Genomic DNA, 19,427 nt, shown 5'->3' with positions numbered 1-19,427 from the left:
CTTGTCTCGAACGACACGACTATTCGATCTCATGCAGGCATTGTCGGGATATCAGCCGATTTTGTAGGAATGAGGCGATTCCGCCAGCAACCCGCGTCCGCCGGCGAGCGTCAGCGCCAGGTCGTGCAGGCCGTCCCAGAGCGGAATGTCACTTGCGCCCTTGATCGCCAGGTCGAGGCGCTGGGCGAACAACAAAAGCTTGTGCAAGCGCTTGATCGGCAGACGGTTGAGCGCTTGTTGATAGGCGGGGCGGCGCTTGTCGAAGATCGGTGGTTTCTGGGCCTTGCAGGCGTGTTCGAAGCTCTGGCCTTGGTCGAGGTGCTGGTAGAGCGAGAGCAGGGTGCGCAGTTCACGGGTCAGCGCCCAGAGAATCAACGTGGGCTCCACCCCCTCGCCACGCAGGCCACGCACGATGCGCGAAACTCGTTCGCGCTCCCCGCGCAGGCAGGCATCGGCCAGGGTGAAGATGTCGAATCGCGCGCTGTCCTCGACCCCGCCGGCGATGGTGGCGGCATCCAGGCGCGCGCCGGGAGGCATCAGCAGAGCCAGCTTCTGCAATTCCTGGTCGGCAGCCAGCAGGTTGCCCTCGGTGCGCTCGCCGAGCAGACGGGCGGCGTCCATGTCTAAGGTCAGCCCGTAGCGGCCGGCTCGGTCGCGCAGCCAAAACCCTAGCCTCTGATGGTCCACTGGCCACACCGGAACAAAAAAACCGGCCTTGTCGAGGGTCTTGAACCACTTGCTCTGCTGTATCTTGCGGTCGAGCTTGGCGGCGGCGATCAACAGCACGTTGTCGCTGTCCTGGAGACGTTCGGCATAAGCTTCCAGAATCTTGCTGCCTTCCTGCCCCGGAGACTGATTCCCCAGGCGCAGCTCGATCAACTTGCTCGAGGCGAATAGCGACATGCTGGCGGCGGATTCGAGCAGCCGGCCCCACTGGAAGCCGTTTTCGACGTGCAACACCTCGCGTTCCTCGATGCCCTGTTCGCGTGCCTTGGTGCGCACCGCGTCGCAGGCTTCCATATGGACCAAGGGCTCGTCGCCGGCGATGATCACCACCGGTGGGAGCTTCTTGGCCAGTTCAGCGGGGAGCTTGTCAGGAAAGACTTTCATGGGGGTCGCCCTGTCACCGTTCCGCCAAGGGGCGCAACCGCTCGATCAACTGGCGGGCGGCATCCCGGCGCAGGCGTTCGCGAGCCTCGCTGCGAATATCGTCCTGGGCCAGCAGGTCATCGTCGCTGACGCTGAAGGTGGTCGAGACATCGAGCTGTTGCTGATTGAGCAAGTAGGCCCCATCGGCGGCGCGTTGCACCGAGAAGGGGGCGGTGAGTTGCAACTCGGTGTCCTGACTGCCGGCATCGCCATGGGTCAGAGAGATTTCCCGGAAACGCTCCTGCCCCAGGTTGAGGCGAAGAGCAGCGTTTACGTCGAGCCGGGTGCCGGCACTCTCGAGGGACTCTCGCACCACCGGTGCCAGATCGCTGTCGGCGGCGTTCAGGGCCAGGGCCTCCAGGGTCGGCCCCGAGGAGCCGAGGCCGCGCAGCCGAAAGCCACAGCCGGAAAGCCCCATCGCCGCGATGCCGGCCAGCGAAAGATGCAGAAAGTCTCGGCGCTTCATGGGTGCTCCCTTACCATGTTGGATCAGCCAACCACGATATTGACCAGCTTGCCGGGTACCACGATCACCTTGCGGACCGTCTTGCCCTCGACGTGCCGTTGCACGTTCTCGGCGGTCATGGCCTGGCTTTCGATGGTGGCCTTGTCGGCATCGGCGGGAACGTCGAGTCGTGCGCGCAGCTTGCCGTTGACCTGCACCACCAGCTCAATGTTGTCCTTGGTAAGCGCCGATTCGTCGACCTTGGGCCAGGCGGCGTCGATTACCGGCTCGTCGTGGCCCAGTTCGCGCCACAGTGCGTGGCAGGCATGCGGCGTGATCGGTGCCAGCAGCAGCACGCAGGCTTCCACGGCTTCGCGGGCCACGGCCAAGCCCTGGGGGCTGGTGTCGTCGAAGCGGGCCAGGGTATTGCTCAGCTCCATCACCGCGGCGATGGCGGTGTTGAAGGTGGTGCGTCTGCCAATGTCGTCGCTGGCCTTGCTGATGGTTTCGTGGGTCTTGCGACGCAGCGCCTTCTGATCGTTGTCAAGGGCGTTCGCATCCAGCGTTCCAGGCGTGCCAGCCTCGAGGTGTTCGGCGACCAGTCGCCACAAGCGCTTGAGGAAGCGGTGGGCGCCCTCGACACCGGAATCCGACCACTCCAGCGACTGTTCTGGCGGAGCGGCGAACATCATGAACAGGCGCACCGTGTCGGCTCCGAAGCGGTCGATCATGGCTTGTGGGTCGACGCCGTTGTTCTTCGACTTGGACATCTTTTCGATGCCGCCCATCTCCACCGGCTTGCCGTCCTGGATTAGGGTCGCACTCACCGGACGCCCTTTCTCGTCACGCTTGACATCGACGTCCACCGGGTTGAACCACTCCTTGCCGCCATTCGCGGTGGGGCGGTAGAAGGTCTCGGCGATCACCATGCCTTGGGTCAGCAGTTGCTGGAAGGGCTCATCGGATTTCACCAGGCCGAAGTCACGCATCAGCTTGTGGAAGAAACGCGCGTAGAGCAGGTGCAGGATGGCGTGTTCGATGCCGCCGATGTAGAGATCCACCGGCAGCCAGTAGTCGCCGCGCTCGTCGAGCATGGCGTCCTTGTTGTCGGCGCAGCAGAAGCGCGCGTAATACCAGGACGACTCCATGAAGGTGTCGAAGGTATCGGTTTCACGGGTCCAGCCGTCACCCAGGTCATAGAAGGCTGGCATCTTCTTCAGCGGTGAGCCCGAAGCATCGACGGTGACCTCCATCGGCAGCTCGACCGGCAGTTCGTCATCGCTGAGCGGCACGGTCTGGCCCTCGGGGCCGTACTTGACCGGAATCGGCGCGCCCCAGTAGCGCTGGCGGGCCACGCCCCAGTCGCGCAGGCGGAAGTTGATCTTGACCTCGCCATGGCCCTGCTCCTCGAGATGCGCGGCAATGGCGTCGAAGGCCGGCTGGAAGTCGAGGCCGTCGAACTCACCGGAATTGATCAGGATGCCGTATTCCACATGGGCGCCCTGCGAGAGATCCGGGGCCTGGCCGTTCTCGTCGGCGATCACCGCCTCGATCGGCAAGCCATACTTGGTGGCGAACTCCCAGTCGCGCTGGTCATGGCCTGGTACTGCCATCACCGCCCCCGTGCCGTACTCCATGAGCACGAAGTTGGCGACATACACCGGCACCCGGCGCCCGCTGATGGGATGGACGGCCTGGTAACCGGTATCCATGCCCTTTTTCTCCACGGTGGCGAGCTCGGCCTCGGAGGTGCCCACTCGGTTGCACTCTTCGAGGAAGTCGGCCAACTGCGGATTGTCTTCGGCAGCCTTGCGCGCCAGCGGGTGGCCGGCGGCCACGGCCATGTAGGTCACCCCCATCAGAGTGTCGGGGCGGGTGGTATAGATGCGTAGCGGCTCGAAGGCGTCACCGTTGTGGTCGGCGATATCGAAGTTCATCTCCACGCCTTTCGATTTGCCGATCCAGTTGCGCTGCATGGTCTTGACCTGCTCGGGCCAGTCGACCTTGTCGAGATCGGCCAACAGTTCCTCGGCGTAATCGGTGATCTTGAGGAACCACAGCGGGATCTCCTTGCGCTCGACCAAGGCGCCACTGCGCCAGCCACGACCGTCTATGACCTGCTCGTTGGCCAGCACCGTCTGATCCACCGGGTCCCAGTTGACGGCGGCCATCTTCTTGTAGACCAGGCCTTTTTCCACCAGCTTGGTGAAGAACCACTGCTCCCAGCGGTAGTAGTCGGCGTCGCAGGTGGCGAACTCACGATCCCAGTCGTAGGCGAAGCCCAGCGCCTTCAGCTGGCGACGCATGTAGTCGATGTTGTCGAATGTCCACTTGGCTGGCGGTACGCGGTTCTGGATCGCGGCGTTTTCCGCTGGCATGCCGAAGGCGTCCCAACCCATGGGTTGCAGCACGTTCTTGCCCTGCATGCGCTGGAAGCGCGACACCACATCACCGATGGTGTAGTTGCGCACATGCCCCATGTGCAGTTTGCCGCTGGGGTAGGGGAACATCGACAGGCAGTAGAACTTCTCGCGGCTGGCATCTTCCACCGCCTTGAAGCACTGGTTCTTGTCCCAGAACTGCTGGGCGTCGCGTTCGGTTTCGTGGGGCTTGTACTGTGCGTCCATCGGTCTTAATAGGCACCTTGCGTTGGAATGGCGACTGCCCGGGCGCGGCTTGCGTACCGGGGCGACGCCAAGGGGCGATCGGTCGTGTCAATCTCGGCCGGAAATGTCGTTCGTGAACGGAAATCCTTGAAGGCACGAGAAGATAGCGTCTAAATGGTGACTAAGCATACCGCAGTGGGGCGCTTGCAGGTAGGGGCCCCGTGACCAGGCTGGAACCGGGAGAACGTCATGAGCGAGAACAGGGAACAACGCGAACATCGGATGCGCCAAGGCTATGAGCGCGTGCTTTCGCGCCTGAAGGAGGGCGCGGATGAGCTGTCGTGGGAAAACCTGCAGAAGGACCTCGACGAAGCGGTGGAGTTCGAGGCTGAGCTGGCAGAGTTTACCAAGGATGAGTTGTCGCTGTTGCGTGCTTGGGTCGAGCGCGATCTCAAGGACATGCGCCGTTATCTGGCCGCCGGCGGTGAGGGTGTGGCCAGTTGGTTGGGAATCGACCTGTCGGTACTTTCACGCAAGGTCACGGAGGCGCTGCTGTCGATCGCCGATCGTTCGATCGTCGACAAGGCGCGCCTCGATGACGATCTGGAAGCCGCTCGGGCCGACTATTGCGAGGGCGAAATCGCCGCGCCCGGGCGCATGGCCTGCGTGCACTGCGGCGCGCACGTCCAACTGGAAAACGTGGCTCGGCTAGATCCGTGTCATCAGTGTGGCCACCGTTACTTCTCGCGCGCCCCGGATAATGATCTGGCGACCAGTGGCTAACGGCTAAAAATGGTGTCCATCAGGGCAATGGCAGCGAACACCAAGCATGACATCATCAGCGCGTAGGGGATATTGAGCTTCATCAGGCGATAGCCGCTGATGTCGTATCGCCCCTGCAGCGACAGGTTGATGCCCGATAGGGGGCCGACGGCGGCCCCCACTCCCCAGGCTGCCAGTGACACGAAGCCCAGCAGGGTGTGATTGGTGGTGTCGGGATCGAGCATCGAGGCCAACGCCGAGACGCCGATGATCGGGTGCAACCCCGCCACGGCGCTGACCACGATCGCCACGTAGCTGATCGAGGCTTCGAGCACACCGAACTCGTCGAACAGCACCCATTGATTGCCGGTAGCCGCCCGCGTGAAAGTCGATAGTCCCAGCGTGAACAACCCCGCGGACAAGAACAGCGTGACCTCGCCGCGCATGGCCGGCAGCCGGGTACGAGCGTGCTGCAGGGTACGCCTCACGGGCCAGGCCAGGCCGCGGGGCAGGTTGAACAGCAGCGCCACGCTGGGGATCAGGAAGGTGATGATGCTGACGATGGAAAGCGAGGGTGTGATGATGTAGTGGAACAGCATCACCAGCGCAGCCATTGCCACCGGCAGCAGCAGGCTGGCCGGCGATAACGTGAAGCCCTCGGTGTCGTCGAGAACGAAGCGGCGTGGTATCTCGAATCGGGTGATCAGGCCGGCCAAAAGCGCCAGCGGTAGGCCGAAAATCAGGATGCCGCCATAAGCCATCTCCGGCGCGACGCTCATCGCCACCCCCATCGAGGCGAAGAACGGCGACCAGAAAGCGGCGCTCGACAGGCCACGGTTGAGGGTCAACAGTTGAGCCGTCTCCAGCCGACCACGGGCCTTGATGTGATCGCCGACCATGAACACTGATGACAGGTTGAGGATCGCTCCGAGCAGATGGACGCTCAACCAGGTATTGACTACGCCTCGCACGCCAGTGCTGGTTCGACCGCCGCCAGGAGCTTTCCGACCGCCGATCAGGCCGAGGAAGCTCACCCCTACCAGCATGGCCACCACATAGGTGTTGCCAGTCAGGATGCCGAGCCAGTCGATCTCGGCGCGATAGTGGAACTGACTGATGACAAGCAGTACCAGACCGATGACGGAAAGTCCCCCAGCCTGGAGCCGGGTGCGCGGATCGAGGTCACGCCACAGCAACAGTGCCGCCATCCAGAAGGCGTAACCGATCAGATTGGCATCGAAGGGCGCATCGGCGAAGCGTGCGATTTGTAGCATCAAGCCGGCAAGAATCGCCATGCCCGCCACCACCTGGCGTGAAGAGGTGCTGTCGTCGGAGGTGGTGTCGGCGCTGAGCGTGTCCCTGCTGGGCATGGGCTAAGGATTCCTAAGCAAAAGTTAGCATCCTAGGCAACCTTGCCATCTCCGACAAGCAGGCGATTCGCTTGCTCACGACCATGCCCTGGCTTCAGGCGTGCGTGCCTCGTCGAGCATCGTCAGCATCGAACGAGCGGCGTTCGACAGGGTGCGGCTCTTGTGCACCAGATAACCCAGTGGCCGCTCGATGGGGCGGTGCTCGATAGGCAGCACATGGACCTCTTCGTCGATCAGCGTTTCCGGCAGTACGCTCCAGCCGAGGCCGATGGTGACCATCATCTTGAGTGTCTCGAGGTAGTTGGTGGACAGTGCCACGTTCACCTTGAGGCCGTCGCGGGCGAAGGTGTCGACCACGATGCCGCGGGTGAAGGTCAGGTGACCCGGCAGGACCGCATCGAAGCTCGACAGTGTTGACAACGGCAAGGGGTCGAGCGAAGCAAGTGGATGGTCATGGCCGCATACGAAACGTAAACGGTCGACCCATACCGGGGCTACGGTCAGTTGCGGATCGGGGACTGGCGCAAGCGTCACCACGGCGATTTCCAGGTCGCCGTCGAGCACCCCCTGATAGGCTTGCTCGGAGTCCAGGAAGCGCATGTCCATGCGTACCTCGGGGTGTGCCTGGGTGTAGGCCTTGAGCAGTGGTGGCAGACGGTGCAGGCCGATGTGGTGGCTGGTGGCCATGGTCAGGCTGCCGGCCACATCGCCGGCCAGGTTGGAGAGCGCGCGGCGACTATCATCGACCATCACCAGGATCTGACGAGCGCGTGGTAACAGCAGGTGGCCGGCCTCGGTCAGGGACACGCGGCGACCGATGCGGTCGAACAATTTGGCGCCGACCTGATCCTCCAGGGTGGCGATGCGCTTGCTCACCGCCGGCTGTGTAAGATGGAGATGTTCGCCGGCCAGTGAGAAGGAGCCGCTGTCGGCGACGGCAAGGAAGGCTTGTAGGCTTTGGGTATCCATGGCTTCAGGGCTTGTAGAGAAGATGTTTCACTATTATTCCATTGTGGAATCCAAAGGATAAAGAACATGAATTGATTTTATGGGTCTCGGATTCTACTCTCGTTGTCACGATGAATGAAGGGCCCGGCATGAAGGCCCCCTGGGAGGAAACCGATGGCAGGCCAGACGCTTTATGACAAGTTGTGGTCGCAGCACCTGGTCAAGGAGCGCGACGACGGCACCGCCTTGATCTATATCGATCGGCAGTTGCTGCACGAAGTGACATCACCGCAGGCTTTCGAGGGCTTGCGCCTGGCGGGTCGCAAGCCATGGCGTCTGGACGCCAACCTGGCCACGCCCGATCACAACGTACCTACCACCTTGGCCGAGCGTGCCGAGGGCAACACTGGCATCAAGGACCCGGTGTCGTTGATCCAGGTACAGACGCTCGACGACAACTGCGAAGCCTTCGGCATCGAGGAGTTCCGCATCAACGACGCCCGCCAAGGTATCGTTCACGTGGTGGGGCCCGAGCAGGGCGCCACGCTGCCGGGCATGACAGTGGTCTGCGGTGATTCCCATACCGCTACCCATGGTGCCTTTGCGGCGCTGTCCCATGGCATCGGTACCTCCGAGGTCGAGCACGTGCTGGCGACCCAGTGTCTGTTGGCACAGAAGATGAAGAACATGCAGGTCCGGGTCGAGGGCAAGCTGGGTACCGGCGTGACGGCCAAGGATATCGTGCTGGCGGTGATCGGCCGCATCGGTACCGCCGGAGGCACTGGCTATGCCATCGAGTTCGCCGGTAGCGCCATCCGCGAGCTGTCGATGGAAGGCCGCATGACGGTGTGCAACATGGCCATCGAAGCCGGCGCCCGGGTGGGCCTGATCGGCGTCGACGACACCACCATCGAGTACTTGCGCAACCGCCCCTTCGCCCCCAGTGGCGAGCAGTGGGACGCCGCGGTGGCCAATTGGCGCAACCTGGTTTCCGACGATGATGCGGTGTTCGACAAGGTGGTCGAGATCGATGCCTCCGAGATCGAACCGCAGGTTTCGTGGGGCACCAGTCCCGAGATGGTCACCGGCATATCCGGCGAGGTGCCCGATCCGGCCGAGGCCCCCGACGAGACCGTCCAGCGCAGCTATGTGCGGGCCCTGGAGTACATGGGGCTCGCGCCGAAGCAGAGGATCACCGACATCCGGCTCGACAAGGTGTTCATCGGCTCCTGTACCAATGGGCGCATCGAAGACCTGCGCGAGGCCGCCAAGGTGGCCAAGGGCAAGAAGGTTGCCGACAGCATCAAACTGGCCATGGTGGTACCGGGCTCCGGCCTGGTGAAGCGCCAGGCCGAGGCCGAGGGGCTCGACAAGCTCTTCCTCGAGGCCGGTTTCGAATGGCGCGAGCCGGGCTGCTCGATGTGCCTGGCGATGAATGCCGACAAACTGGAACCCGGCGAGCACTGTGCCTCGACCTCGAACCGCAACTTCGAGGGGCGCCAGGGCTACGGTGGGCGTACCCACTTGGTCAGCCCGGCGATGGCCGCTGCTGCCGCTATCGCCGGTCATTTCGTTGACGTGCGTCAATTCGCTGACGTCGCACCCGTGCAGGAGGCCTGAAGCATGCAGAAATTCGAACGTCATCAGGGCCTCGTGGCGCCGCTCGACCGCGCCAACGTCGACACCGACCTGATCATTCCCAAGCAATTCCTGAAGTCGATCAAGCGCACCGGTTTCGGTGTCAATCTGTTCGACGAGCTGCGCTATCTGGACGAGGGCTATCCCGGCCAGGACGTCAGTAAGCGCCCGCTCAACCCGGGCTTCGTGCTCAACCAGGATCGCTACCAAGGCGCCAGTATCTTGTTGGCACGCCGCAACTTCGGTTGTGGCAGCTCTCGCGAGCATGCGCCCTGGGCGCTGGCTGATTTCGGTTTCCGCGTGGTGATTGCGCCGAGCTTCGCCGATATCTTCTATAACAACTCGTTCAAGAACGGCATCCTGCTGATCACCCTCGACGAGGAAACGGTCGACCGGCTCTTCAAGGCTGTGGAAGCCAACGAAGGCTATAGCCTCGATATCGATCTCGAGCATCAGCGCATCGTGACGCCCGAGGGTGAGCTCATCGAGTTTTCGGTGGACGGGTTCCGCAAGCACTGCCTGCTCGAAGGGCTCGACGATATCGGCCTGACCCTGCAGGATGAGCCGGCGATTCGTTCCTTCGAGCAGCGTCACCGCGAAGCACGGCCTTGGTTGTTCCGCCAGGCGCCTTAGAGAAGCACCTATGATCTAGGTTTTAATAACCACAACGCTGGACACAGCAAGGAACGCCCCTCGGGGCAATCGCGCAGGGAAAGCGCTACATCATCGCCAGATAAAGAGAGCCACGACGCATGAGCCGCAAGATTCTCGTTCTGCCGGGCGACGGTATAGGCCCGGAAATCACCCGTGAGGCGGTCAAGGTTCTGGAGGCCTGCCAGGAGCAGGGCTTGGATGTGACCATCGAGGAGGGCCTGGTAGGGGGCTCCGCCTACGATGTTCACGGCGAGCCGCTGCCGGCGGCGACCCTGGAAAAGGCCAAGGCATCCGATGCCATCCTGCTGGGTGCTGTGGGCGGTCCGAAGTGGGACAAGATCGAGGATCTGTCCAAGCGGCCTGAAAAGGGCTTGCTGGGGTTGCGCAAGCACCTCGGCCTGTTCGGCAACTTGCGTCCTGCGATCCTCTATCCTCAATTGGCCGAGGCTTCGAGTCTCAAGCCCGAGGTGGTATCCGGGTTGGATATCATGATCGTGCGCGAGCTGACCGGTGGCATCTATTTTGGCCAGCCGCGCGGGATCGAAGAGCGTGACGGGCAGCGTGTGGGTTTCAATACCTACATCTACTCGGAGTCCGAGATCGAGCGCATCGGCCGCGTGGCCTTCGAGATGGCCCGCAAGCGTGACAAGAAGCTGTGTTCGGTGGACAAGGCCAACGTGCTCGAGGTCACCATTCTGTGGCGCGAGATCATGGAGCGTCTGGCGCCGGAGTATCCCGACGTCGAGCTTTCGCACATGTATGTCGACAACGCTGCCATGCAACTGGTGCGTGCCCCCAAGCAGTTCGACGTCATCGTCACCGGTAACATGTTCGGTGATATTCTGTCCGATGCTGCAGCGATGCTCACCGGCTCCATTGGTATGCTGCCTTCGGCCTCGCTCAACGAGAGCGGGCAGGGCATGTACGAGCCGTGCCACGGCAGTGCTCCGGACATCGCTGGCCAGAACCTCGCCAATCCGCTGGCGACCATCCTCTCGGTGGCCATGATGCTGCGTTATTCACTCGATGAGCCAGAGTTGGCCGCGCGGATCGAAGGGGCGGTCGGTAAAGTGCTCGACGACGGCTTGCGTACGGCCGATATCGCCTACCCGGGAACCCGCCAGGTTTCCACATCCGAAATGGGCGAAGCCGTGCTAGCCGCTTTCCGTCATGTATAATGACGGGTTAACACAGATTTCAGGAGGACTTCACATGTTGAAAGTCGGTTTCGTCGGTTGGCGTGGGATGGTGGGCTCCGTGCTCATGCAGCGCATGCGTGAGGACAACGATTTCGCTGGAATCGAGCCAGTGTTCTTCACCACGTCCCAGGTCGGTCAGCCGGGCCCCGACATCGGTGTGGACGTGCCCTCGCTCAAGGATGCCTTAGACCTCGACGAGCTCAAGGCACTGGACGTGGTCGTGACTTGCCAGGGCGGCGACTACACCGAGAAGGTCTACAAGGACCTGCGTCAGTCCGGCTGGAAAGGTTACTGGATCGATGCCGCCAGCACGCTTCGCATGGCGGATGAGTCGACCATCGTGCTCGACCCGGTCAACCGGCACGTCATCGATGCCCAGTTGGCGAAAGGTGGCAAGACCTTCGTCGGCGGCAACTGTACCGTGAGCCTGATGCTGTTGGGCTTGGGGGGGCTGTTCGAGGCCGATCTGGTCGAATGGATGACCTCCATGACCTATCAGGCCGCTTCCGGTTCCGGTGCCAAGCACATGCGCGAACTGCTCGAGCAGATGGGCGTCTTGCGAGATAGCGTCAAGAGCGAACTCGCCGATCCGGCCAGCGCTATCCTGGATATCGACCGCCGGGTCACCGCGGCCATGCGTGGTGGCGACTTCCCGGTCGACAACTTCGGAGCGCCGTTGGCTGGCAGTCTGCTGCCATGGATCGACAAGCCAATGGAGAACGGCCAGAGCAAGGAAGAGTGGAAGGGCAGCGTCGAGTCCAACAAGATCCTCGGTCGCAGCGACAATCCCGTGCCCATCGATGGCCTGTGCGTGCGGATCGGTGCCATGCGCTCGCATAGCCAGGCATTCACCATCAAGCTCAAGCGCGATGTGCCGATCGACGAGATCGAGGATCGCATCGCCAAGCACAATGACTGGGTCAAGCTGATTCCCAACGACAAGGAAGCCACGCTCGCCAGCCTGACGCCGGCCGCCGTGACCGGCACCATGGATATCCCGGTGGGGCGCCTGCGCAAGCTCGCCATGGGGGGTGAGTATCTGTCGGCCTTCTCGGTGGGCGACCAGCTATTGTGGGGCGCTGCCGAGCCGCTCAAGCGCATGCTGAGAATCCTGCGCGAGCAGTAAGCCAGCGGTGCGACTCGGCAATGATACGAAATGCCTCCCCTAGGGAGGCATTTCGCTGTTTGGGCATGTATTCGCCTCGAGACCGTGTTCGATAGCGGCCGGAATGCCGCCTCGTCGCAGCACGGCGTCCAGTGGGAGGTCGCGGAGGTGGCGTTCGAGCCTTTGCATCTGGATAATAGAGGCCCCACCGCCGCTTCCCCGGAGGCATCGCTCCAGGCGAAAGCGCGGGTTCCGATCGCGCAGCATAACCTCGATTGAGCCATGCCCCTGTTCGAGTCACTCGACGATACACAACACCTCACCGGCCGCTTGGCCCTCGGTGTGGAATACGACGGAAGCGCCTATTGCGGATGGCAGCGCCTGAAGCATGCGCCCTCGGTGCAGGCCGAGGTCGAACGGGCGCTTGGCAAGGTTGCGGGAGAGCCGGTCACGGTTCACTGCAGTGGACGCACCGACAGCGGTGTGCATGCCACCCGCCAGATCGTGCATTTCGATGCGCCGGTCGGGCGCTCGGAGAAGGCCTGGGTGTTCGGCGGCAATGCCAACCTGCCACGCGATATTGCGCTTCGCTGGGTGGCGCCTGTGGCCGATGATTTTCATGCGCGTTTCATGGCAGTGGCGCGCCGCTACCGCTACGTGATCCTCAATCAGCCCAGCCGCCCAGTGCTGGAGCGTGCCAATGCCACCTGGTGTCGCGACCCGCTGGATGCTCCCGCCATGCACCGTGCCGCGCAGGCACTGGTAGGCGAGCACGACTTTTCCAGTTTCCGCGCGGCTGGGTGCCAGTCGAAAAGCGCCTGGCGTCATCTGCATTTCATCGAGGTGCATCGTCATGGTCCGTTGGTAGTGATCGACGTCCAGGCCAACGCATTCCTGCACCACATGATTCGCAACATCGTCGGCGCCTTGGTCGATGTGGGGCGAAGCGAACGTGGCGAGAACTATATCGAGAACCTGCTCGAACTGAAGGACCGCACACTGGCCAGCGTCACGGCGCCGGGATGTGGTCTGCATTTCGTCGATTCGATCTACGACGAACGCTTCGTCCTGCCGCGTGAGCCCCTGGGGCCCAATCTGCTTGCTTTTCTCGGCGAATGGACCGGCGAACGCGAATTGCCCGACTGCCCTTGGGTTCGCTATCGTCGCGGCCTGCCGAAGGCGGCGGAAAGCGAAACCTCCGAGGGCTTGGCCGAGATCGGCCGGCATCAGCCTTCTGACCAGGAGTGACCGCCATGTCTAACCCACTGCACCGTACCCGTGTGAAGATCTGCGGGCTGACTCGCCCGGAAGACGTCGATGCCGCCGTGGCGGCGGGCGCCGATGCCTTGGGCTTCGTGCTCTGGCCGGGAAGCAAGCGTGCCATCGACGAGGCGCGACTGGCCGAACTCGCCGCGCGGGTGCCGGCATTCGTCACCCGGGTAGGGCTGTTCGTCGACCAGGAGGCCTCGCTGATCGAGCGGGCAAGCGCGCATCTGGATCTGCTGCAGTTCCACGGCGATGAGTCCCCCGCCTTCTGTGCCTCGTTTACACGCCCCTGGCTCAAGGCCTTGCGCATGCGCGATGACCTCGACCTGCATGCCATGGCCGAGGCTTACCAAGGTGCACAGGCGCTACTCCTAGATGCCTATCGCCCCGACATGCCCGGCGGCACTGGCAAGACCTTCGACTGGTCGCGAATCCCCGCAAACCTGGCAAAACCTGTTATTCTCGCGGGAGGTTTGACCCCGGCCAACGTCGCCCAGGCGATCCGCGCCGTACGGCCATTCGCGGTGGATGTTTCCGGTGGTGTCGAGCGTGCCCCCGGCATTAAGGACCCGCACCGTATCGACGACTTTTTGCGCCAGGTATTCCTAGCTCAATCGACCGACTTTTTGGACAAAACCTAAGACCAAGCGACCCTGTGAGGTGTCTTCGTGACCAAGTTCAGCGACCTGACCCGACTGCCCGACGCACGAGGCCATTTTGGCCCTTATGGCGGCCGGTTCGTCTCGGAAACGTTGAGCTTCGCCTTGGAGGAACTCGAGAAGACCTATCTCAGTCTTCGCGACGATCCCGACTTTCAGGCGGAATTCGACCGTGATCTGGCCTACTACGTGGGCCGCCCGTCACCGCTGTATCATGCCGAGCGCTGGTCGGCTCAACTGGGTGGGGCGCAGATCTGGCTCAAGCGCGAGGACCTGAACCATACCGGTGCTCACAAGGTGAACAACACCATCGGCCAAGCACTGCTGGCCAAGAAGAGCGGCAAGCCGCGGGTGATCGCCGAGACCGGCGCCGGTCAGCACGGTGTGGCTACCGCTACCGTGGCGGCACGCTTGGGGCTCAAGTGCGAGGTCTACATGGGCGCCGAGGACGTCGAGCGTCAGAAGCTCAACGTCTATCGTATGCATTTGCTGGGTGCCAAGGTTATTCCCGTGGAGTCTGGCTCGCGCACGCTCAAGGATGCCATGAACGAAGCATTGCGCGACTGGGTCACCAACGTCGACGACACCTTCTATGTCATCGGCACCGTTGCCGGCCCGCATCCGTATCCGATGCTGGTCCGTGACTTCAGCGCCGTGATTGGCCGCGAGGCGCGCGAGCAGTCGCTCAAGCAGATCGGCCGCTTGCCGGATGCCTTGGTGGCCTGTGTAGGTGGCGGTTCCAACGCCATGGGGCTGTTCTACCCGTTCGTCGAGGACGAGAAAGTCAAGATGTATGGCGTCGAGGCCGGTGGTGATGGCATCGAAACCGGTCGTCACGCGGCACCGCTGACCTCCAATGCTCCCCAAGGGGTGCTGCACGGCAATCGCACCTACCTGATGTCGGATGAAGGTGGGCAGATCATCGATACCCACTCGATCTCGGCGGGCCTCGACTACCCCGGGGTCGGTCCCGAACACGCTTTGTGGAAGGATGTCGGTCGTGTCGAGTACGTGGCCGCCAACGATGACAAGGTGCTCGAGGCGTTTCGCGAGTTGACCCGGCTCGAGGGCATCATGCCGGCGCTGGAATCCGCTCATGCCCTGGCGCATGCCAAGGTGCTGGCCCCGACCATGCGTCCCGACCAGCACATCATCGTCAACCTGTCCGGGCGTGGCGACAAGGATATTCTGACAGTGGCCAAGATTGACGGCGTGGAATTTTGAGAGGGCAAGAATGAACCGTATCGACCAACGTTTTGCTGCCCTCAAGGAGCAGGGCCGCACCGCGCTGATTCCGTATATTACCGCCGGCGATCCGTCGCCGGAGCATACCGTGGGCTTCATGCATGCCCTGGTCGAGGCCGGCGCCGACATCATCGAGCTGGGAGTCCCGTTTTCCGATCCGATGGCCGATGGCCCGGTGATCCAGAAGGCCTGCGAACGGGCCCTGAAGCACGGCACTCGCCTCTCGCACCTGTTCGAGATGGTGCGTGAGTTCCGTGAGGCCGACCAGGAGACGCCGGTAGTGCTGATGGGCTATCTCAACCCCATCGAGCGTCTGGGCTATCGGGTCTTCGCCGAGCAGGCGGCAGCCGCCGGCGTCGATGGTGTGCTGACCGTCGACATGCCGCCCGAGGAGGCCGATGAGTTCGGCCCTTTGCTCAAGGAGCAGGGGCTGGCATCGATCTTCCTGGTTGCCCCTACCACCTCGGAGTCGCGTGCCGCTACAATATGTGCCCATGGCGAAGGTTATCTGTATTACGTTTCGCTCAAGGGTGTGACCGGCGCTGCGACCTTGGACGTCGAGGCCGTCGACCGCCAGTTGGCCCCACTCCGGCGCTTGACCGAGCTGCCGCTGTGCGTCGGCTTCGGTATCCGTGACGGCGCCTCTGCGGCAGCGGTCGGTCGGATCGCCGATGGCGTGGTGGTCGGCAGTGCCCTGGTGAGCCGCATCGCCGAAGGCGTCGACGACCCGGTTTCCATCGCACCGGCCTTGAAAGCGGTGCTCGGCGAGATGCGTCGCGCATTGGATGCCTGAGGTGTCGGCATTGCCTACCGACTTCACGATGGCCCCGGACGATACGGGGTCGCGACAGGATAACGGAAGCGTTCTGATATGAGCTGGCTAGACAAGATCGTACCGTCCGTGGGGCGCATTCAGCGCAAGGACCGTCGCACCAGCGTGCCGGACGGACTGTGGCGCAAGTGCCCGAAATGCGAGGCGGTGCTTTACCTCCCCGAACTCGAGAAGCACCATAGCGTCTGCCCCAAGTGTGAGCACCACCTGCGGCTGACCGCACGCAAGCGTCTCGACTGGTTTTTGGATAGCGAGGGACGCGAGGAGATCGCCACCGACCTGCAGCCGGTGGACCGTCTCAAGTTTCGCGATTCCAAGAAGTACAAGGATCGCCTCTCAGCGGCACAGAAAGAGACCAATGAGAACGACGCCCTGATCGCCATGCGCGGCAGCCTCGACGGTATGCCGGTGGTGGCGGTGGCGTTCGAGTTCACGTTCATGGGCGGTTCCATGGGCGCGGTGGTCGGCGAGAAGTTCGTGCGTGCCGCAAGTCTGGCGCTGGAAGAGAAAATCCCGCTGATCTGCTTTTCCGCTTCCGGCGGCGCCCGCATGCAGGAAGCGTTGTTCTCGCTGATGCAGATGGCCAAGACGTCAGCGGCGCTGGAACGACTCAAACAAGCCGGAGTGCCTTATATCTCGGTTTTGACCGATCCCGTTTATGGTGGTGTTTCGGCCTCACTGGCGATGCTCGGCGATCTCAACGTGGCCGAGCCCAATGCGTTGATCGGCTTTGCCGGCCCAAGGGTCATCGAACAAACCGTGCGCGAGCAGCTCCCCGAAGGTTTCCAGCGCAGTGAGTTTCTGCTCGAGCATGGCACCGTGGACATGATCGTGCACCGTAGCGAGATGCGCGACCGCCTTGGCCGCGTGCTGCGCAAGCTGACGCATCTGCCGGTTTCTGGCATGCCGGAAGAGCATGAACCGGACCTGGTCGACGTCGCCGAACAGGCAGGTGGCGATGTCGCCGAAGACGTCAGCCAAGAACGCTGACGACGAGTTACCGATGCCTGAAGCGTCTTCCTCGTCATTGAGTCTGGATGCCTGGTTGGTCCGCCTGGAACGCCAGCATCCCGTCAGCATCGATCTGGGGCTCGAGCGCGTGGCACGGGTCGGTCGTCGCATGGGGTTGTTCGATGCGCCGCTCGCTACCCGTCTGGTCACGGTTGCGGGTACCAACGGCAAGGGCTCGACGGTCGCTATGCTGGAGGCCCTCGCTCAGGCTCATGGACTGTCAACGGCAACCTATACCTCGCCACATCTGTTGCGCTACAACGAGCGCCTGCGTCTTGATGGCCAAGAGGCCGATGATGCCACCTTGATCCGTGGTTTCGAACGGGTCGAGGAAGCTCGCCTGGCCGGTGAGCCGATCAGCCTGACGTATTTCGAGGCCGGTACGCTCGGTGCGTTGTGGAGTATCGCCGAGCGTCGACCGGACCTGGCGATACTCGAGGTCGGCTTGGGGGGGCGACTGGACGCCGTCAATATCCTCGACGCCGATGTCGGCGTGGTAACCACCGTGGCCCAGGATCATGCTGTTTTTCTGGGTACCGATCTCGAAGGCATCGGCCGCGAGAAGGCCGGGATTCTGCGTGCCGGACGTCCGGCGGTGCTCGGTAGTACGGTCTTGCCGGCTAGTGTGCGCGAAGTGGCTGATGCGTTGGGTGCCGAAGTGCATGCGCTGGGCGAACGGTTTCATCGCGTGGGGGAGGCCAAGGCCTGGGAGTGGCAGGGGTTGGATGTCAGCGGCTGCCCCGTGCGCCTGAAGGAGCTCCCCGATCCCGGTTTGCCACTGGATAATGCCGCCACGGCGTTGCAGGCCCTGGCGCTTGCTGGCGTGTCACTGGACGAGGTGGCTTGTCGACGTGCCTTGGCGGCGGTGACGCTTCCTGGGCGCATGCAGTGGCTGGGCAATTGGTGCCTGGATGTGGGCCATAATCCTCATGCCGCCGGTTACCTGGCGGCTCGCTTGGCCGAGCGACCCTGTGCGGGACGAAGAATCGGTTTGCTGGGCATGCTGGCGGACAAGGATGCCGATGGTGTCATCGAAGCGCTTGCCGGGACGCTGGATGCCTGGGTGGCGGTGGGCCTGGATGGTGAACGCTCACGCAGTGCCGACGACTTGGCCGCTACGTTGGAGGCCCATGGTCAGCGAGTCCTGTACCGGGCGGTATCACCCACGTCCGGCGCCGAGTGGCTGGCCGATGAACTTGGCGAAGACGATGAGGCTCTGGTATGCGGATCGTTCTTTACCGTGGCCGAGGTGTTGGCCTGGTGGGAATCGCGGCTGCGGAGGAGGGGGCACGATGAAATACGGAATGCGTGAGCGGCTCAGCGGCGCGGTGATCATCATCGCGTTGGCGGTGATCTTCGTGCCGATGCTGTTCGACGAGCCGGCACCGCGCGAAGAGCGCCCACAGCCAGTGCTTACCATTGAGCAACCTATCGAGGTCGAGCGTACTCCGGTGTCAGATCCCGAACTTCCTTCTACCTTGGGCAGGATCGATGAGCCGCGCCCGCTTGTCGACCCTCGAGGTAGTGTCGAGGCAACCTCGGAGGAGGAAGAGTCGCGCGAGAACGAGGCGGAGACAGTACAGGTTCCCCCGGCCGAGGAGCCGGCTTCCGAAAAGAGCGCACCTCCCGCGGAAGTGCAACCCGAAACCGTGGACCCCATCGCCGAGCTGGCGCGGGCTGCCGAACAGCGTCGTGAGGCCAAGTCTCCCATCCCCGCGGCCAGTGCTGGTGAATGGGCCGTGCAAGCCGGCAGCTTCGGCGAGCCGGGCAATGCCGAACGTCTGGAGGCGAAGCTCAACGAGCAGGGATTCAATGCCTATCGCCGTCAGCGCGAGGGAGGGCTGACCAGTGTCTATGTCGGCCCCTATGACAGTTCCGAAGCAGGTGAGCGGGCGCGTACCGAGCTCAAGGAACGCGCCAACATCCAAGGCCTGCTGGTGCGAATCCGGGAGGGCGAATGAGTCTGACTTGGCTCGACTGGATTTTTCTGGCGGTGCTGGCCATTTCGATGATGGCCGGTTTCACTCGCGGACTAATACGCGAGGGGTTGGGGCTGGCGGCATGGATCATCGCTCTGCTGGCGGCTCGGGTCTTCGCCGAGCCGGTAGCCGACATGTTCAGCGGTTTCATCGATAACCCCGACGGGCGTCTGGTGCTGGCCTTCATCCTGGTGATCTTCGTTGTCATCATGCTGTGTGGGATCGTCATTCGCCTGGTGCATGCTGCGGTGGAGTGGGTTGGGATGGGCTTCTTCAACCGCATGGCCGGTACTCTGTTCGGGGCCTTGCGCGGGGCGGCGATCCTGGTTCTGGCGACGGTCCTGATTTCGCTGACGCCGCTGGCGCAGCTCCAGGCCTGGCAGCAAGCGGAACTGCGGCCAAGTTTCGAACAACTGCGCGACTGGGTGGTCGACCAGGTTGAGGCCTGGGAACAAAGCGACCCGGAGCGCTCCGTGGAATGGCGTGACATCCCGTTGCCGGATGTCGGTAACGACAGCGAAGAGGTGGACAGCCTCTGACCATTTACGACGGTACCGCA

18 protein-coding genes are annotated in these 19,427 nt (G+C 62.8%); 13 read left to right on the top strand and 5 right to left on the bottom strand.

Features of this window, described 5'->3' with window-relative positions:
- Window positions 1-51: 51 nt before the first annotated feature.
- The 3 genes from holA to leuS are packed head-to-tail and all read right to left on the bottom strand — an operon-like array spanning window position 52 to window position 4,221.
- A complete protein-coding gene (holA, locus tag IE093_RS10500; protein WP_189468894.1) occupies window positions 52-1,110 on the bottom strand; it encodes a DNA polymerase III subunit delta in 1,059 nt (352 codons plus the stop codon).
- 13 nt (window positions 1,111-1,123) lie between these two features.
- A complete protein-coding gene (locus IE093_RS10495) occupies window positions 1,124-1,615 on the bottom strand; it encodes an LPS-assembly lipoprotein LptE (protein ID WP_189468893.1) in 492 nt (163 codons plus the stop codon).
- A 23-nt stretch (window positions 1,616-1,638) separates the two neighbouring features.
- Window positions 1,639-4,221 carry a leucine--tRNA ligase gene (gene leuS, locus IE093_RS10490; protein ID WP_189468891.1) on the bottom strand — a complete coding sequence of 861 codons (2,583 nt, stop codon included), beginning with the start codon at window positions 4,219-4,221 and terminating at the stop codon, window positions 1,639-1,641.
- 228 nt (window positions 4,222-4,449) lie between these two features.
- Here leuS and IE093_RS10485 point away from each other — a divergent pair, with 228 nt between their 5' ends.
- Window positions 4,450-4,983: a zinc ribbon-containing protein gene (locus tag IE093_RS10485; RefSeq protein WP_189468889.1), complete on the top strand. Its 534-nt coding sequence runs from the start codon at window positions 4,450-4,452 to the stop codon at window positions 4,981-4,983.
- On the opposite strand, the gene IE093_RS10480 is transcribed toward IE093_RS10485, so the two are convergent.
- Together IE093_RS10480 and IE093_RS10475 are read right to left on the bottom strand one after the other, a co-directional pair.
- Window positions 4,980-6,332 (bottom strand): hypothetical protein, encoded by a 1,353-nt coding sequence (locus IE093_RS10480; RefSeq protein WP_229803474.1) that lies wholly within the window; start codon window positions 6,330-6,332, stop codon window positions 4,980-4,982. The genes IE093_RS10485 and IE093_RS10480 overlap by 4 nt on opposite strands.
- 75 nt (window positions 6,333-6,407) lie before the next feature.
- Window positions 6,408-7,301 carry a LysR family transcriptional regulator gene (locus IE093_RS10475; protein WP_189468887.1) on the bottom strand — a complete coding sequence of 298 codons (894 nt, stop codon included), beginning with the start codon at window positions 7,299-7,301 and terminating at the stop codon, window positions 6,408-6,410.
- Between the two features lie 153 nt (window positions 7,302-7,454).
- On the opposite strand from IE093_RS10475, the gene leuC reads away from it, so the two are divergent.
- The 12 genes from leuC (at window position 7,455) to IE093_RS10415 (ending at window position 19,407) form a co-directional block, all read left to right on the top strand.
- Window positions 7,455-8,900, top strand: coding sequence for a 3-isopropylmalate dehydratase large subunit (leuC, locus tag IE093_RS10470; RefSeq protein WP_189468885.1), 1,446 nt, complete (start codon window positions 7,455-7,457; stop codon window positions 8,898-8,900).
- 3 nt (window positions 8,901-8,903) lie between these two features.
- Window positions 8,904-9,551 carry a 3-isopropylmalate dehydratase small subunit gene (gene leuD / locus IE093_RS10465; protein ID WP_189468883.1) on the top strand — a complete coding sequence of 216 codons (648 nt, stop codon included), beginning with the start codon at window positions 8,904-8,906 and terminating at the stop codon, window positions 9,549-9,551.
- 119 nt (window positions 9,552-9,670) lie between these two features.
- Entirely contained in the window at window positions 9,671-10,750 is a 1,080-nt protein-coding gene (leuB, locus tag IE093_RS10460; protein ID WP_189468881.1) for a 3-isopropylmalate dehydrogenase, read from the top strand.
- A gap of 34 nt (window positions 10,751-10,784) precedes the next feature.
- Window positions 10,785-11,897: an aspartate-semialdehyde dehydrogenase gene (asd, locus tag IE093_RS10455; protein WP_189468879.1), complete on the top strand. Its 1,113-nt coding sequence runs from the start codon at window positions 10,785-10,787 to the stop codon at window positions 11,895-11,897.
- Between the two features lie 261 nt (window positions 11,898-12,158).
- A complete protein-coding gene (truA, locus tag IE093_RS10450) occupies window positions 12,159-13,124 on the top strand; it encodes a tRNA pseudouridine(38-40) synthase TruA (RefSeq protein WP_189468876.1) in 966 nt (321 codons plus the stop codon).
- Between the two features lie 5 nt (window positions 13,125-13,129).
- Window positions 13,130-13,783, top strand: coding sequence for a phosphoribosylanthranilate isomerase (locus tag IE093_RS10445; protein WP_189468874.1), 654 nt, complete (start codon window positions 13,130-13,132; stop codon window positions 13,781-13,783).
- Between the two features lie 27 nt (window positions 13,784-13,810).
- Complete coding sequence (trpB, locus tag IE093_RS10440; RefSeq protein WP_189468872.1) at window positions 13,811-15,025, top strand: tryptophan synthase subunit beta; 1,215 nt, start codon at window positions 13,811-13,813, stop codon at window positions 15,023-15,025.
- A gap of 10 nt (window positions 15,026-15,035) precedes the next feature.
- Complete coding sequence (gene trpA, locus IE093_RS10435) at window positions 15,036-15,839, top strand: tryptophan synthase subunit alpha (RefSeq protein ID WP_189468870.1); 804 nt, start codon at window positions 15,036-15,038, stop codon at window positions 15,837-15,839.
- A gap of 78 nt (window positions 15,840-15,917) precedes the next feature.
- Window positions 15,918-16,868 carry an acetyl-CoA carboxylase, carboxyltransferase subunit beta gene (gene accD / locus IE093_RS10430; RefSeq protein ID WP_189468868.1) on the top strand — a complete coding sequence of 317 codons (951 nt, stop codon included), beginning with the start codon at window positions 15,918-15,920 and terminating at the stop codon, window positions 16,866-16,868.
- Window positions 16,869-16,881: 13 nt separating this feature from the next.
- Window positions 16,882-18,201: a bifunctional tetrahydrofolate synthase/dihydrofolate synthase gene (folC, locus tag IE093_RS10425; RefSeq protein ID WP_189468866.1), complete on the top strand. Its 1,320-nt coding sequence runs from the start codon at window positions 16,882-16,884 to the stop codon at window positions 18,199-18,201.
- Window positions 18,182-18,850, top strand: a complete 669-nt coding sequence (locus tag IE093_RS10420) for an SPOR domain-containing protein (protein ID WP_189468864.1) — start codon at window positions 18,182-18,184, stop codon at window positions 18,848-18,850. The genes folC and IE093_RS10420 overlap by 20 nt, the downstream gene beginning before the upstream one ends.
- Window positions 18,847-19,407, top strand: coding sequence for a CvpA family protein (locus tag IE093_RS10415; protein WP_189468862.1), 561 nt, complete (start codon window positions 18,847-18,849; stop codon window positions 19,405-19,407). The genes IE093_RS10420 and IE093_RS10415 overlap by 4 nt, the downstream gene beginning before the upstream one ends.
- The last annotated feature ends 20 nt before the right edge of the window (window positions 19,408-19,427 follow it).

The organism is Litchfieldella qijiaojingensis, from assembly GCF_014651875.1.
Taxonomy (GTDB): Bacteria; Pseudomonadota; Gammaproteobacteria; order Pseudomonadales; family Halomonadaceae; genus Litchfieldella; species Litchfieldella qijiaojingensis.
Note: the sequence above shows the minus strand (reverse complement) of the source record. Positions and strands in the feature narration are given on the sequence as shown.